The organism is Nocardioides cavernae, from assembly GCF_016907475.1.
Lineage (GTDB): Bacteria > Actinomycetota > Actinomycetes > Propionibacteriales > Nocardioidaceae > Nocardioides > Nocardioides cavernae.
Window position 1 is genome coordinate 2500773 of the sequence record NZ_JAFBCA010000001.1, and the last position, 14597, is coordinate 2515369.

14 protein-coding genes are annotated in these 14597 nt (G+C 70.5%); 13 read left to right on the forward strand and 1 reads right to left on the reverse strand.

What is annotated here, in order from left to right:
* Positions 1 to 132: 132 nt before the first annotated feature.
* The 10 genes from ftsZ (at position 133) to JOD65_RS11725 (ending at position 7910) form a co-directional block, all read left to right on the forward strand.
* Positions 133 to 1380, forward strand: a complete 1248-nt coding sequence (gene ftsZ, locus JOD65_RS11680) for a cell division protein FtsZ (RefSeq protein ID WP_191196910.1) — start codon at positions 133 to 135, stop codon at positions 1378 to 1380.
* Positions 1377 to 2147 carry a purine nucleoside phosphorylase YfiH/LACC1 family protein gene (locus tag JOD65_RS11685; protein ID WP_307821116.1) on the forward strand — a complete coding sequence of 257 codons (771 nt, stop codon included), beginning with the start codon at positions 1377 to 1379 and terminating at the stop codon, positions 2145 to 2147. The genes ftsZ and JOD65_RS11685 overlap by 4 nt, the downstream gene beginning before the upstream one ends.
* On the forward strand, positions 2144 to 2857 hold the full coding sequence (locus JOD65_RS11690) for a YggS family pyridoxal phosphate-dependent enzyme (protein ID WP_191196911.1): 714 nt from the start codon (positions 2144 to 2146) through the stop codon (positions 2855 to 2857). Before JOD65_RS11685 ends, JOD65_RS11690 begins: the two co-directional genes overlap by 4 nt.
* A 61-nt stretch (positions 2858 to 2918) precedes the next feature.
* On the forward strand, positions 2919 to 3404 hold the full coding sequence (locus JOD65_RS11695) for a cell division protein SepF (RefSeq protein WP_191196912.1): 486 nt from the start codon (positions 2919 to 2921) through the stop codon (positions 3402 to 3404).
* Between the two features lie 14 nt (positions 3405 to 3418).
* On the forward strand, positions 3419 to 3712 hold the full coding sequence (locus tag JOD65_RS11700; protein ID WP_191196913.1) for a YggT family protein: 294 nt from the start codon (positions 3419 to 3421) through the stop codon (positions 3710 to 3712).
* Positions 3713 to 3817: 105 nt separating this feature from the next.
* Positions 3818 to 4576 carry a DivIVA domain-containing protein gene (locus tag JOD65_RS11705; protein ID WP_191196914.1) on the forward strand — a complete coding sequence of 253 codons (759 nt, stop codon included), beginning with the start codon at positions 3818 to 3820 and terminating at the stop codon, positions 4574 to 4576.
* A 704-nt stretch (positions 4577 to 5280) separates the two neighbouring features.
* Positions 5281 to 5742 carry a TraR/DksA family transcriptional regulator gene (locus JOD65_RS24185; RefSeq protein WP_372440151.1) on the forward strand — a complete coding sequence of 154 codons (462 nt, stop codon included), beginning with the start codon at positions 5281 to 5283 and terminating at the stop codon, positions 5740 to 5742.
* Positions 5715 to 6287, forward strand: a complete 573-nt coding sequence (lspA, locus tag JOD65_RS11715; RefSeq protein WP_191196916.1) for a signal peptidase II — start codon at positions 5715 to 5717, stop codon at positions 6285 to 6287. The genes JOD65_RS24185 and lspA overlap by 28 nt, the downstream gene beginning before the upstream one ends.
* The gene (locus tag JOD65_RS11720; RefSeq protein WP_191196917.1) at positions 6284 to 7222 is read left to right on the forward strand and encodes an RluA family pseudouridine synthase; all 939 of its coding nucleotides are present in this window, start codon (positions 6284 to 6286) and stop codon (positions 7220 to 7222) included. Before lspA ends, JOD65_RS11720 begins: the two co-directional genes overlap by 4 nt.
* Complete coding sequence (locus tag JOD65_RS11725) at positions 7212 to 7910, forward strand: GNAT family N-acetyltransferase (protein ID WP_191196918.1); 699 nt, start codon at positions 7212 to 7214, stop codon at positions 7908 to 7910. The genes JOD65_RS11720 and JOD65_RS11725 overlap by 11 nt, the downstream gene beginning before the upstream one ends.
* A 98-nt stretch (positions 7911 to 8008) precedes the next feature.
* On the opposite strand, the gene JOD65_RS11730 is transcribed toward JOD65_RS11725, so the two are convergent.
* Positions 8009 to 9145, reverse strand: a complete 1137-nt coding sequence (locus tag JOD65_RS11730; protein ID WP_191196919.1) for a ThuA domain-containing protein — start codon at positions 9143 to 9145, stop codon at positions 8009 to 8011.
* 73 nt (positions 9146 to 9218) lie between these two features.
* Between JOD65_RS11730 and JOD65_RS11735 the strand changes: the two genes are divergently transcribed.
* From JOD65_RS11735 to JOD65_RS11745, 3 genes are all read left to right on the forward strand, one after another.
* Positions 9219 to 10259, forward strand: coding sequence for a DUF2332 domain-containing protein (locus tag JOD65_RS11735; protein ID WP_307821118.1), 1041 nt, complete (start codon positions 9219 to 9221; stop codon positions 10257 to 10259).
* A gap of 171 nt (positions 10260 to 10430) precedes the next feature.
* Positions 10431 to 13994 (forward strand): DNA polymerase III subunit alpha, encoded by a 3564-nt coding sequence (dnaE, locus tag JOD65_RS11740; RefSeq protein ID WP_191196920.1) that lies wholly within the window; start codon positions 10431 to 10433, stop codon positions 13992 to 13994.
* Positions 13991 to 14578, forward strand: coding sequence for a hypothetical protein (locus JOD65_RS11745; protein ID WP_191196921.1), 588 nt, complete (start codon positions 13991 to 13993; stop codon positions 14576 to 14578). Before dnaE ends, JOD65_RS11745 begins: the two co-directional genes overlap by 4 nt.
* Positions 14579 to 14597 lie beyond the last annotated feature (19 nt).

A 14597-nucleotide genomic window follows, 5' to 3' on the forward strand; every position in this document is an offset into this window, starting at 1 on the left:
TCTGGCGAAAGGCGAGGTTGACATAACTATAACCCTCAGGTTCACGGTTAGGGTTCCGTTCGGGCCGCAGAGGGTGTCGACCATCGTCCATCCCCAGACTTCACAGACCCACACAAGGAAGGCCCCGGAGCCGTGGCAGCAGCGCAGAACTACCTGGCGATCATCAAGGTCGTGGGCATCGGTGGTGGCGGCGTCAACGCCGTCAACCGGATGATCGAGGTCGGCCTCAAGGGCGTCGAGTTCATCGCGATCAACACCGATGCCCAGGCACTCCTCATGAGCGACGCCGACGTCAAGCTCGACATCGGCCGCGAGCTCACCCGCGGCCTCGGTGCAGGCGCGAACCCCGATGTCGGGGCCAAGGCCGCCGAGGACCACGCGGACGAGATCGAGGAGGTCATCAAGGGCGCCGACATGGTCTTCGTGACCGCCGGCGAGGGAGGCGGCACCGGCACCGGTGGCGCGCCCGTCGTGGCCCGCATCGCCCGCTCGCTGGGCGCCCTGACCATCGGCGTGGTGACGCGACCGTTCGCCTTCGAGGGCCGCCGTCGCGCCAACTCCGCGGAGGAGGGCATCAGCCAGCTCCGCGAGGAGGTCGACACCCTCATCGTGATCCCCAACGACCGGCTGCTGTCGATCACCGACCGCAGCGTGTCGATCCTCGACGCCTTCAAGCAGGCCGACCAGGTGCTGCTCCAGGGTGTCTCGGGCATCACCGACCTGATCACGACCCCGGGCCTGATCAACCTCGACTTCGCCGACGTGAAGTCGGTCATGGCCAACGCCGGCTCGGCCCTCATGGGCATCGGCTCGGCCCGCGGTGAGGACCGTGCGGTCGCCGCCGCGGAGATGGCGGTCTCGAGCCCGCTGCTCGAGGCGAGCATCGAGGGCGCCCACGGCGTGCTGCTCTCGATCGCCGGTGGCTCCGACCTCGGTCTCTTCGAGATCAACGAGGCCGCCGCGCTTGTGTCCCAGGCCGCCCACGCCGAGGCCAACATCATCTTCGGCGCGACCATCGACGACGCGCTGGGCGACGAGGTGCGCGTGACGGTGATCGCCGCCGGCTTCGACGGGGGAATGCCCAAGCGTCGCTCCGACGGCAACGTGCTTCGTCAGGGCCAGCCGGCCCAGAGCCAGGACGAGACCCGCGCCGCGGCCCAGCAGATCGCGACCAGGGCGCCTGCGCAGCAGCGCAGCGAGTCGACGTCCGACCGTCCGGCCACCACGACGTTCGCTCCGTCGCAGCAGCCGCAGCAGTCGACCCAGGCGCCGTCCCAGCAGTCCACCCAGCAGCCCGCCCAGCAGTCGGCGCCCTCGCGGCCGGCCCGTCAGGTCCAGTTCGACGACGACGACCTGGACGTCCCCGACTTCCTGAAGTGAGCGTCTCTGACGCGACGGGCCTCCTGCGCCACCGCGACCGGATCGAAGGCGACCTCGTGATCGAGGTCGCCTTCACCGACGTCTCCCTGAGCCTCGGGGACGCCGCCGACGATGCGGTGCGCGCCGACGCGCTGGCGCAGGTCGCGCGGGAGACGGGGGCGGCGCCGGTGCTGATGCACCAGGTGCACGGTGCGTCCGTCGGGTCCGTCGGGTCCGTCGGGTCCGTCGGGTCCGTCGGGTCCGTCGGGTCCGTCGGGTCCGTCGGGTCCGTCGAGGACGCGGGGCGCGCGCCGACGTGCGACGCCCTCGTCGCCTCGCAGCCCGGCATCGCCCTCCTGGCCCGGGCCGCCGACTGCGTCCCCGTCCTGCTGGCCGACCCGGCCACCGGGTGGATCGCGGCCGTGCACAGCGGCCGGCCCGGGCTTGCCGGGGGAGTCGTCCCGGCAGCCGTCGCGGCAGTCCGCGAGAGGGGCGGCGACCCGACGGTCGCCTGGATCGGACCCCATGTGTGCGGTGCCTGCTACGAGGTGCCCGCCGACCTGCAGGAGCAGGTCGCGACGGTCGTCCCCGAGGCGCGCTCCACCACGTCGTGGGGCACGCCGGGGCTCGACCTGGGTGCGGGAGTCCGCGCCCAGCTCGCCGCCGCCGGCATCGACGACGTACGCACCGTCGATGCCTGCACGCGCGAGGACGCCTCCTGGCCGTCCTACCGTCGCGACGGCGATGCGGCGACCAGGTTCGCCGGCGTCATCTGGAGCCACCGATGACCGCGCGCGCAGACGTGCTCGCCGCCAACCTCGACGTCGTACGCCGTCGCATCGCCGCGGCCTGCGCCGAGGCGGGGCGGCCCGAGGACGACGTGTCCCTCGTCGTCGTCACCAAGTTCTTTCCCGCCTCCGACGTCCGCCTGCTCGCCGACCTCGGTGTCACCGACGTGGGGGAGAACCGCCACCAGGAGGCCGAGGACAAGGCCGCCGAGTGCGCCGATCTCGGCCTGCGGTGGCACTTCATCGGCGGGCTCCAGTCCAACAAGGCCGCGGCGGTCGCGGCCTACGCCGACGTCGTCGAGTCGGTCGACCGCGCCAAGCTCGTCGCCCCGCTCTCGCGGGGCGCCCACTCCCGCGGCCACCCCAGGTCCCCGGAGGTCGACGTCCTGCTCCAGGTCAGCCTCGATCCACCGGGGGCCGGCAACCGGTCGGGTGCGGACCCCGCCGACCTCGCCGACCTGGCGCGTCGCGTGGAGGAGGCCGGCATGCTCCGGCTGCGTGGCCTGATGGCCGTCGCGCCGCTCGGGGAGGACCCCGATGTCGCCTTCGCCCGGCTCGCGGACGTCCGCGAGTCGTTCGTCCGCGACCACCCGGAGGCCACCACGCTGTCCGCAGGGATGAGCGGCGACCTCGAGGCGGCCGTCCGGCGCGGTGCGACACACGTGCGTGTCGGCTCCGCGGTCCTCGGTGAGAGGCCCACGTTCCAGTAATGTCCAGAACAGTCAACAGGTACCCGGTCCCGGGTGCCAGGTCTAGCGGAGGAACAGTCTCATGAGCGGCGCGATGCGCAAGATCGGCGAGTACCTCGGCCTGCTCGAGGACACCGGCCACTACGACGACTACGACGGCGACGCCGAGACCTCGACCCAGGAGGCTGTCGAGCAGCGTCCGGTCCAGCGTGAGCGTCGCCCTGCCCCTGTGTCCGACCTTGCCGAGCGCCGTCGTCCGGCCTCGGTCCAGACGGGAGTCGTGGCTGAGTTGAGCCGCATCACCACCCTGCACCCCCGCAACTACAACGAGGCGCGACTCGTCGGTGAGAACTACCGCGACGGCACGCCCGTGATCATGAACCTCAGCGAGATGGACGACAACGACGCCAAGCGTCTGGTCGACTTCGCCGCCGGCCTGATCTTCGCCACCCGGGGCTCCATCGAGCGGGTGACCAACAAGGTCTTCCTGCTCTCCCCGCCCAACGTGGCGATCTCGGCCGAGGACAAGGAGCGGATGGCCGAGGACGGGTTCTTCAACCAGAGCTGACCCATAATCGTCTCGTGCAAGCCTTCGGTCAGGTCCTCTACGTCATCCTGCTGCTCTTCATCGCGCTGCTGTGGGTGCGTTTCGTCGTCGACTGGGTCCAGGTGTTCGCGCGCCGCTGGGAGCCCAGAGGTCCGCTGCTCGTCGCCCTGGAGGGCGTCTACTCCGCCACCGACCCGCCGATCGTGGCGCTGCGTCGCGTCGTGCCGCCGCTGCGGATCGGGCAGGTCGCCCTCGACCTGAGCTTCCTGTTGGTGATGGTGGGAGCATGGCTGCTGCTCAACGTGGTCGCCACCATCTTCGGCCTCTAGAACCATCCGTCACACGGGTCACTGTGCCCGGTGGCATCCCGGGCGCTATTGTCTCCTGACAGCAGAGCCACCGTGATATTCGATCGTGAAAGTTTGGGTGAGGTCATGCCGCTGACGCCTGAGGACGTGAGCAACAAGCGCTTTACGCCTGTCCGCCTCCGTGAGGGCTACGACATGGGCGAGGTGGACCAGTTCCTCGACGAGGTCGAGGCCGAGCTCGCCCGGCTCACCAAGGAGAACGAGGACCTGCGGGCCAAGCTGTCGGCCGCGCAGTCGGGTGGTGCGTCGACGTCCGCCCCCGCGCCTGCGTCGTTCGCCCCCGCCGCTCCTGAGCCGGAGCCCGAGCCCGAGCCGGAGCCGGAGCCCCAGCGGGCCGCGCCGGCCCCCGTCGCCGCCGCGCCGATGGAGACGATCCGCGTCGCGACCGTGCCGGAGGCGTCCAACGCCGCCGCCCGTCTCCTCGAGATCGCGACGCGCAACGCCGACGAGCTCGTCGAGGACGCCAAGAACGAGGCCGACCGCATCGTCGGTGCCGCCCGCACCAAGGCCGAGCGGGTCGAGTCCGAGTCCAAGACCAAGGCCGACCGCATGGAGGCCGACGCCCGCCAGCGTTCGCAGATGCTCGACTCCGAGACCGCCGAGCGCCGCCAGCAGATGTTCGGCGACCTGGAGAAGGAGCGCGACAAGCTCAACAGCGACGTCGAGACCCTCCGCCAGTTCGAGCGCGAGTACCGCTCCCGCCTGAAGACCTACTTCACGCAGCAGCTGGAGTCCCTCGCCAGCGGCAGCGAGACGCAGGCTCCCGTCGACAGCGGCAACGCGCCGAAGCGCCTTCGCTCGGTGCTGGGTGACGACGAGAACTGATCACCCTGCTCCACGCGTGACGAGAACGACCGCCCCTCGGGGTGGTCGTTCTCGCATTTCGGCGAGCCGAGGTTGGTTCGTCAGGGTGCAGCGGCTAGCCTCCCTGCCACCGTGTGGTTCCCGCCACACCTGACGGATGCTGGAGGCCCTCGGAGATGGCTGGCACCACGCGCAAGTCCTTGGCCGGCACCGCGGCCGCCGCTGCCAAGCGGGTGATCGGTCGCACGCGTGCCGCAGACGGGGCCACGGCCACGAAGGCGACGGCGAAGAAGAGCGCAGCAGCGCCGGGCACGGCGAAGAAGAGCACGGCCAAGAAGGCCGCGACGAAGACGGCTGCCACGGCGACGCCCGCCAAGAAGGCGCCCGCCAAGAAGGCGCCTGCGAAGAAGGCGCCTGCGAAGAAGGCGCCCACGAAGAAGGCGCCCGCTGCGAAGGCAGCTCCCGCGAAGAAGGCGCCTGCCAACAAGGCGCCTGCGAAGAAGGCACCCGTCAAGAAGACGACGCCCGCGGCGACTCCGGCGAAGAAGGCCGCGGCCACGAAGGCCGCGGCGAAGAAGGCTCCGGCCCCCAAGGTCGCGGCGAAGAAGGCCCCGGCCAGCAAGACCGCGACGAAGAAGGCCCCGGCCACCAAGGCCGCCGCGAAGAAGGCCCCGGCCACCAAGTCTGCATCGACCACCTCGACCCCCACGAAGAAGGCTGCACCAGTGACGAAGGCCGCTCCGACGCCTGCCAAGAAGGCCGCGCCGGCGAAGAAGGTACGCAAGGCCACCCCCGCCACCCTCGTGGTGCTCGACGGCGAGGACCCGTGGACCAGGAGCGAGCTCAACGAGGTCGTGAAGGAGCTCAAGGAGCACCGCGACCGACTCGCCGCCATCGTGGGTGAGTCCGAGCAGGAGCTGGCGGGCCTCATGCGCGACGCCGGCGACGGCGCCGGTCACGACCAGGCCGACGTCGGCGCGACCAGCTTCGAGCGCGACCACGAGCTGACCGTCCTGGCGCGCGAGCGGGAGACCCTGGCGCAGATCGAGCGCGCCCTGGCCCACATCGAGGACGGCTCCTACGGCGTCTGCGACTCCTGCGGCAACCCCGTGGGCAAGAATCGGTTGATGGCGGTGCCGCATGCCACACTGTGCATGTCATGCAAGCAGCGCGAGGAGCGTCGCTGAACCACAGCGACCAGGCCGATCAGGTCCCGTCCCGACCCCGCGTGGATGCGCGGCTGGTGTTCGCGGCCGTCGCGCTCGTGGCCTACGGGCTCGACCTCGCCAGCAAGCAGTGGGCCCTGTCCGAGCTGGCCGACGGCGACATCCCGGTCCTCGGTGACTGGTTGACCTTCCACCTGACGTTCAACCCCGGTGCGGCGTTCAGCACCGGCACCGACTTCACCATCGTCTTCACCTGCCTGGCGATGGTGGCGGTCGTGGTCGTGCTGTGGCTGAGCCGCCGGATCCGCAGCACCGGCTGGGCGCTGGCTCTCGGCCTGCTGCTGGGTGGCGTGGCCGGCAACCTCACCGACCGCATCGTGCGCGAGCCGGAGGCGTTCCACGGCCACGTCGTCGACTTCCTGATGCTGCCCAACTGGCCGGTCTTCAACATCGCCGACATGTGCATCAACATCGCCGCGGGCCTGATCATCCTCCAGACGTTCCGCGGCATCGCCCTCGACGGCACCCGCGACTCCGAGCGCGGCTCCGGGCGCGAGGCGGCGTGACCACCCACGCCGAGCAGCGCACGGTCCTCGTCCCCGACGGTCTGGCCGGCGAGCGAGTCGACGCCGCGATGGCGCGGATGTTCGGGCTGTCCCGCACCAAGGCCGCCGACCTGATCGCCCAGGGCCTGGTGCACGTCGATGGCGCGGCCGTCGGCAAGAGCGACCGGGTCGACGCCGGTGCGATGCTCGACGTGACGATCCCCGCCGAGCGTGACCCGCTCGAGGTGAAGCCCGAGATCGTGGAGGGCATCCGGATCATCCACGACGACGACGCCATCGTGGTGATCGACAAGCCGGTCGGCGTGGCCGTGCACCCCTCGCCCGGCTGGACCGGTCCGACCGTGGTCGGTCACCTCGCCGGGGCGGGCTTCCGCATCTCCACCAGCGGCGCGAGCGAGCGGCAGGGGATCGTGCAGCGCCTCGACGTCGGCACCAGCGGCGTGATGGTCATCTGCAAGTCCGAGCACGCCTACTCGGTGCTCAAGAACGCCTTCCGGCACCGCACGGTCGACAAGACCTACCACGCGCTCGTCCAGGGCCACCCCGATCCGCTCGCGGGCACCGTCGACGCACCGATCGGCCGCCACCCGCACCACGACTACAAGTTCGCCGTGATGGCGGACGGTCGTCACAGCGTCACCCACTACGAGACGCTCGAGGCGCACCGGTTCGCCAGCCTGCTGGAGGTCCACCTCGAGACCGGGCGCACCCACCAGATCCGCGTGCACATGAGCGCGCTCAAGCACCCCTGCGTGGGCGACCTGACCTACGGGGCCGATCCCACCCTGGCCAAGCGGCTCGGTCTCGAGCGGCAGTGGCTGCACGCCATGCGCCTCGGTTTCGAGCACCCCGAGACCGGCGACTACGTCACCTACGAGTCCACGCACCCCGACGACCTCGCGCACGCGCTCGACGTCATCCGCGATGAAGACTGAGCTCACCCTCCGTCCCGCCACGACCGACGACCTCGCGGCCGTCGCCGAGCTCCACCTCGCCGCCCGTCGCGGGGCCGGTGACTCCTTCCCGCCGCCCGTGCACCCCGACCACGAGGCGCGGGCGTGGGTCGCGGGCTGGGACCTGTCGACGTACGACGTCTGGGTGGCCGAGCGCGGCGGAGAGCCGGTCGGCTACGCGCGCTGGACGTCGACCTGGCTCGACGACCTCTACGTCCACCCCGACCACCAGGGCCACGGCGTCGGGACCGCGCTCTTCGAGCTCGTCGCGTCGACCCGCCCGGGCGGCTTCTGCCTGTGGGTCTTCGAGTCCAACGCGCCGGCCCGCGCGTTCTACGACCGGCACGGCTGCCTCGAGCTCGAGCGCACCGACGGCTCGGCCAACGAGGAGGGCGCGCCGGACGTCCGCGTGGCGTGGCCCGGCGCCGACCCGCTGGCCTTCCTGCGCGGCCTGATCGACGAGACGGACCTGGTTCTCGGCGACGTGCTCGCGCGACGTACGGCCCTGACCCGCGCAGTGCAGGCGGTGAAGCCGTCGGCCGAGCGTGATCCCGTGCGCGAGGCGGAGATCGCCGAGCGGGTGGCCCGTGTGGTGCCCGAGCTGGGTGCGGAGCGGGTGGCCCGCATCGTCGACGTCATCATCTCCGAGTCGCTCGACGCCTCTCGCTGAGCAGAGGCTCCGCACGCACGACGACCGGCCACGCCCGGGTCGGGGCGTGACCGGTCGTCGACCAGTCGAGCGTCAGGTGGTGCGTGGGCGTGTTGTCGTCACCAGCCGACGAGGCCTCCCTGCCATTCCTGCAGGTCGGCGAGCTTGGTGACGATGGTGTCGTCCTGCAGGCCGTGCGCCTTGCCCTTGGCCTGCTTCAGGATGTGCGCGGCCCCGGCGTGGTCGCCGGCCTCGGCGGCTGCCTCCGCGGACGCCAGGTAGGCGGCCACGTCGCGGCTGAGCTTGGCGTTGCGGTTGCCGCCCTCACCGAGGTCGGCGGTGATCTTCTCGACCTCGGGGAAGGTCACGCAGTTGCCGCCACCCTCGACGACGCCCGCGGTCCACTCGATGCCGCCGAGCAGGTGGTCGAGGAAGAGCGGGTCGGTGTAGGACGCGTCCACGTGGCCGGCGCCCTCGTACCACGAGCGGCCGCCCTCGAAGTTGTGGCACCAGGCGATCGGGTGGTCGGCGCCCATGGCGCCGTTGCCCGGGTTGTAGGTCGACTCGTCGAGGGTCAGCAGGACGTGGACGTCGGCCCGCGGGTTGGCGGTGAAGTTGTACCACTCGTCGAAGCGCACCCACTGCTTCGGCAGCATGGTGGTCGACGGGTGGTTCGGGCTCTCCACGACCATCGTCGCGGTCTGCTGCGCAGGGTGGTTGCGGAAGCGGGCAGATCCGCCGGTCAGGCGGCTGAACCACGGCACGGCGTGCATCTCGTCGGTGGCGGCGTGGAGGCCCACGAAGCCTCCACCCTGGTGGATGTAGCCCTGGAACGCCGCGAGCTCGGCGTCGTCGAGGGTGCGGGGGCTGGCCGGGTTCTGGCTGTTGGTGCCGTCGACCGGCGAGGCGAACATGATCGTGGCGTACTGCGACAGCGCCTCGGTGCTCGTGAAGGGCGTCGTCGCCATGGACAGCGCGGGCTGGCCGGGCGAGCGACCGATCGGCGGGTCCCAGACGTCGACGGTGAAGCCGTGCTCCTGACCCAGCTGGATGACCGCGTTGGTGGTGTCGTCGATGTGGGAGTGGCGGAAGCCGAGCGTCTTGCCGACGACCAGCACCTTGTAGGGCTCGGCGGTCACGGCAGCGCTGGTGGCGGCCGCGTCTGAATCGGCTCCGGCGGAGGCGTAGCCGGCCCCGGTCAGGAGCAGGGCGCCGGCGGCGAGGCCGGTGGTGAGCAGGCTGAGCGGTTTCCTCATGACTCGTCCTTCGGGTGATGGGGGGAGTTTGTTTGTATGGAACCCAAACAAATAGGAATAAGGGGAACGGTATGTGACCTGCATCACTCAGGTCAACGCCCCCGTCCGGACCGCGAGGCCGGAGGGTCGAGCGGCCGAGGATGATGTCGGGGTGCTGCTCTACGACGACCTGGTGGCCGAGTACCGCGACTTCGCGACCTATGCGGCCGGCGACTCGCCGTGCTTCGAGGAGTGGGCGCTCGGCGTCGCCGAGGACGAGGAGGTCGTGGCCTGGCTGGGCACGCTGCCGCCCGTCAAGCGCCAGCCCAACCTGGTCTTCGCCGCTGCCCGGTGGCACGGTGCCCCCGCGCCGGCGTCGTACGACGCCCTGCGTGCGGTGCTGCTCGAGCGGGAGCCGGCCGTGCGCGCCACCGTCATGGCGCGGGCGACCCAGACCAACGAGGTCGGCCGCCTCGCGACCCTCGTCCCGGTCCTCGGGCTGATCGAGGGACCGCTGTCCCTGATCGAGGTCGGGGCCAGCGCCGGTCTCTGCCTCTTCCCCGACCGCTACGACTACGAGTGGTCACCCCTGGGCGGGCTGCGGGGGAGCGGCGGTCCGCTGCTGAGCGCCCTGGCCACCGGTGAGATTCCCGTCCCCGATGCCCACCCGCACGTCGCTTGGCGGGGTGGTGTCGACCTGAACCCGCTCGACGTTGTGGACCCCGACGCGATGGCGTGGCTGGAGAACCTGGTCTGGCCCGAGCAGGACGAGCGTCGCGAGCGGTTGCGCGGCGCCGTCGACGTCGCCCGCCGGGAGCCGCCCGTGATCCGGAAGGGCGACCTCCTCGACCACGTCGCCGACCTCGTCGACGAGGCGGCACCCCACGGCACGCCGGTCGTCCTCCACTCGGCGGTGATCGCCTACCTCGAGGAGCCGGACCGCGAGAGGTTCCACGACCTGATGACCGGCCTCGTGGCCGAGGGCCGCTGCCGGTGGATCAGCAACGAGGGGAGGCGGGTCCTGCCCCGCGTCACCGGCGGGCTGGAGGTGCCCTCTGGGCGGTTCGTGACCGCGCTCGACGGCACCCCGGTGGCGTACAGCCACGGCCACGGCCACGCGATCGACTGGCGGTGAGCGTGGCACCCGCCGGGGCGCGGATCGGGTCGAGTGTCCTGTCGGTGGGGCCGGGCACACTGACGTAGGCTGACGGCTCTTCCCCCTCCTTCTGGATGCCCGCTGCGCAGCCAGCACCTGCCCCACCCGTGACACCGTCAGCGACCCCTGAAAGGCGCGGAAGTCTCCTCCATGTCGTCCGGCTCCTCCACCAGTTCCGCGGGCAACTTCGTGCACCTGCACGTGCACACCGAGTACTCGATGCTCGACGGGGCGTCGTTGCTCGACGGCCTGTTCGCCCGCACCAGCGAGCTCGGCATGCCGGCGATCGCGATGACCGACCACGGCAACCTCCACGGCGCCTACGACTTCTATCGCCGGGCCAAGCAGCACGGCGTCAAGCCGATCATCGGCATCGAGGCCTACCTCACCCCCGGCACCATGCGCGGCGAGCGCCGCCGGGTCCGCTGGGGGCAGGGCGACCTCGCCGAGGAGGGCGGCAAGGACGTCGCCGGCGGTGGCGCCTACACCCACATGACCATGTGGGCCGAGACGACCGGGGGCATGCACAACCTCTTCCGGCTCGCCAGTCTCGCCAGTCTCGAGGGCTACTACTACAAGCCCCGGATGGACCGTGAGCTGCTCCAGCGCTACTCCAAGGGCATCATCGCCAGCACGGGGTGCCTGTCCGGTGAGATCCAGACCCGGCTGACGCTCGGGCAGTACGACGAGGCGCTCCGCGCTGCCGGCGAGTTCCAGGACATCTTCGGCAAGGACAACTTCTACCTCGAGCTGATGGACCACGGCATCGCCGCCGAGCGGGCCACCCGCGAGGACCTGCGCAAGATCGCCGCGACGCTCGGCCTGCCGACCATCGTCACCAACGACACCCACTACACCAACCCCGAGGACGCCGACGGCCAGGACGCCCTCATCTGCGTCGCCTCCGGCAAGCGGCTGGCCGACACCAACCGGCTCAAGTTCGACGGCGGCGGCTACTACATCAAGTCCGCGGCCGAGATGCGCGAGATGTGGGCCGAGATCCCCGACGGCTGTGACAACACCCTCGAGATCGCCGAACGGTGCAACGTCGAGTTCGTCGAGTCCACCGGCGGCTACATGGCCCGCGCCGACGTCCCGGAGAGCGAGACCGAGGAGAGCTGGTTCCGCAAGGAGGTGTGGCGCGGCATCGAGGCCCGCTACCCCGGTGAGCGGCTGACCCAGGAGGTCAAGGACCGCGTCGAGATGGAGCTGGGCGTCATCTCCCAGAAGGGCTACTGCGGTTACTACCTCGTGGTCGCCGACTTCATCCAGTGGTCCAAGACCAACGGCATCCGCGTCGGCCCGGGCCGTGGCTCCGGAGCGGGCTCCATCGCCGCCTACGCGTTGAGCATCACCGACCTGTGCCCCCTCGAGCACGGCCTGTTCTTCGAGCGGTTCCTCAACCCCGAGCGCCCCTCGATGCCCGACTTCGACATCGACTTCGACGATGCCCGCCGCGGCGAGGTCATCAAGTACGTCACCGAGAAGTACGGCACCGAGCGGGTCGCGCAGATCGCGACCTTCGGCCGGCTCAAGGCCAAGGCCGCCATCAAGGACGCGGCGCGCGTCCTCGACCACGGCTTCGCGATCTCCGACCGGATCACCAAGGCGCTGCCCGCCGACGTGATGGGCAAGGGCGTCGCGCTCAAGGACATCTTCGACCCGCAGCACAAGCGCTACAACGAGGGCGGCGAGTTCCGCGCGCTGCACGACTCCGACCCCGACGTGCGCACGATCTTCCACACGGCGCTCGGCCTCGAGGGCCAGATCCGCAACTGGGGCGTGCACGCCGCCGGCGTGATCATGTCGAGCGAGCCCATCATCGACGTCGTACCCATCATGGCGCGGCCGCAGGACGGCGCCGTCATCACCCAGTTCGACTACCCGATGTGCGAGTCGCTCGGACTCGTCAAGATGGACTTCCTCGGCCTGTCCAACCTCCGGATCCTCGAGGACGCGCTGTCCAACATCCAGGTCAACCGCGACGAGACGGTCGTGCTGGAGGAGCTGGCCTTCGACGACCGGCCGACCTACGAGCTGATGGGCCGCGGCGACACGCTCGGCGTCTTCCAGCTCGACGGCTCGGGCATGCGCGCGCTGCTGCGCTCCCTGCAGCCCGACGTCTTCGCTGACATCACCGCCGTCAGCGCGCTCTACCGCCCCGGTCCGATGGGTGCTGACTCCCACAACAAGTACGCCCGCCGCAAGAACGGCCGCGAGGCGATCGAGCCGATCCACCCCGCGCTCGCCGAGGCGCTCGAGCCGGTGCTGGGAGAGACCTACGGCCTGATCGTGTACCAGGAGCAGGTGATGGCGATCGCCCAGGTGCTCGCCGGCTTCACCCTGGGCGCCGCCGACAACCTCCGCCGCGCGATGGGCAAGAAGAAGAAGGAGGAGCTCGACAAGCAGTACGCCGGCTTCCAGGCCGGCATGCTCGAGCGCAGCTTCCCCCAGGTCGCGATCGACAAGCTCTGGGAGATCCTGCTCCCGTTCTCCGACTACGCCTTCAACAAGTCGCACTCCGCGGCCTACGGCGTCATCACCTACTGGACGGCCTACCTCAAGGCCAACTACCCGGCCGAATACATGGCCGCGCTCCTCACGTCCGTCAAGGACGACAAGGACAAGATGGCGATCTACCTCAACGAGTGCCGTCGCATGAAGATCCAGGTCCTCCCGCCCGACGTCAACGAGTCGCACGCCAACTTCACTCCTGTGGGCCACGACATCCGCTTCGGCCTCACCGCGGTGCGCAACGTCGGCAGCAACGTCGTCGACCGGATCGTCACGGCGCGCGAGGAGAAGGGCCGCTACACGGACTTCAACGACTTCATGGACAAGGTCCCCGCGCTGGTCTGCAACAAGCGGGTCGTGGACTCGCTGGTCAAGGCCGGTGCCTACGACGACATGAAGCACAAGCGTCGGGCGCTGTCGATCATCCACGAGGACGCCGTCGAGAAGTACGTCCAGGCGAAGAAGGACGACGAGAGCGGGCAGGACTCGCTCATCGACATGTTGATGCCGGACGACGTCGGCGCTGCTGGCGCGACGGTCGTGATCCCGGACGTCGAGGACTGGGACAAGATGACCCTGCTCGGCCACGAGCGGGAGATGCTCGGGCTCTACGTCTCCGACCACCCGCTGCTCGGCCTCGAGCACGTCCTCTCGCAAGGCACCGACTGCACCATCGGCCAGCTGATGCTCGACGAGGAGCGCGCTCACAACTCCACGCTCACCGTCAGCGGCCTCATCACCTCCGTCCAGCGCAAGATCACCAAGCGGGGCGACCCGTGGGCCACGATCACGCTCGAGGACCTCGACGGCGCGATCGACGTCCTCCTCTTCCCGAGCTCCTACACCCTCGCCTCGACGCTCCTCGTCGAGGACAACATCGTCCGGATCAAGGGCCAGCTCTCGCGCGACAAGGACCAGCCCGAGCTCCGCGCCCAGGAGGTCACAGCTCCCGACCTCACGCAGGGGCCGGCTGGACCGGTCGTGATCAGCCTGCCGTCGACCCGGTGCACCCCGCCGGTCGTCGCCCAGCTGCGCGACGTCCTCGGCACCCACCCGGGCATGACCGAGGTGCAGCTGCGCCTGCTGACCCGGAGCTCGACCAAGGTGCTGCGCCTCGACGACAACCTGCGCGTCAGCCCGAGCCCCGCCCTGTTCGCCGATCTCAAGCAGCTGCTGGGTCCCGGCTGCCTGACGGGATGAGCGACGTGACCGCGGCCGCCGGCCCGGACGGCTCCACCGGCGGAGACGGCGCGAACGGCGGGTCCCTCCGGCTGCTGCGACGCGTGCTGTCGGTGCTCGCGCTCTTCGTCGTGGGCGGCGCGGCCGGCGGGGTGCTCTGGGAGCGGCTGTGGGACGCCCCGACCGGGCTGGCCTTCCAGGGCCGCTGGTACCTCGAGCCGGCCGGGCCGGACTTCTCCTTCGAGGGCATCGCCCTCTTCGTCCTCATCGCCTTCCCGCTCGGCCTCGTGCTGGCCGTGCTGGCCGGGCTGTGGCGCGGCCACGAGACCGTCACGGTGGTGGCGGTGCTCGTCTCGGCGGGCATCGCCGCGGCCGTGATGTACGCCGTCGGCACCGCGCTCGGACCGCCCGACCCGCAGGCGCTGGCCGCCGGCCGGCCCGACTACACGCCGCTGCCCGGCGACCTCGGCCTGACCGCCCCCGACGACGGGCGGGTGCGGTGGCACTCCACCGCGCTCGTCGTCCTGCCCGCCGGCGCGATGGCCGGGCTGGTCGGGTCCTATCTCTTGGGGAACTTGGGGTTCGCCAGGCGCTCGCGTGGGTAGGCTTGCGCCGCCCGCAGGT

Coding starts and splice junctions, on each gene's coding strand:
- JOD65_RS11725 (WP_191196918.1), top strand. CDS start 7,212: ATGAAGACTGAGCTCACCCTCCGTCCCGCCACGACCGACGACCTCGCG.
- JOD65_RS11690 (WP_191196911.1), top strand. CDS start 2,144: ATGACCGCGCGCGCAGACGTGCTCGCCGCCAACCTCGACGTCGTACGC.
- lspA (WP_191196916.1), top strand. CDS start 5,715: ATGCAAGCAGCGCGAGGAGCGTCGCTGAACCACAGCGACCAGGCCGAT.
- JOD65_RS11745 (WP_191196921.1), top strand. CDS start 13,991: ATGAGCGACGTGACCGCGGCCGCCGGCCCGGACGGCTCCACCGGCGGA.
- JOD65_RS11705 (WP_191196914.1), top strand. CDS start 3,818: ATGCCGCTGACGCCTGAGGACGTGAGCAACAAGCGCTTTACGCCTGTC.
- JOD65_RS11695 (WP_191196912.1), top strand. CDS start 2,919: ATGAGCGGCGCGATGCGCAAGATCGGCGAGTACCTCGGCCTGCTCGAG.
- dnaE (WP_191196920.1), top strand. CDS start 10,431: ATGTCGTCCGGCTCCTCCACCAGTTCCGCGGGCAACTTCGTGCACCTG.
- JOD65_RS11730 (WP_191196919.1), bottom strand. CDS start 9,145: ATGAGGAAACCGCTCAGCCTGCTCACCACCGGCCTCGCCGCCGGCGCC.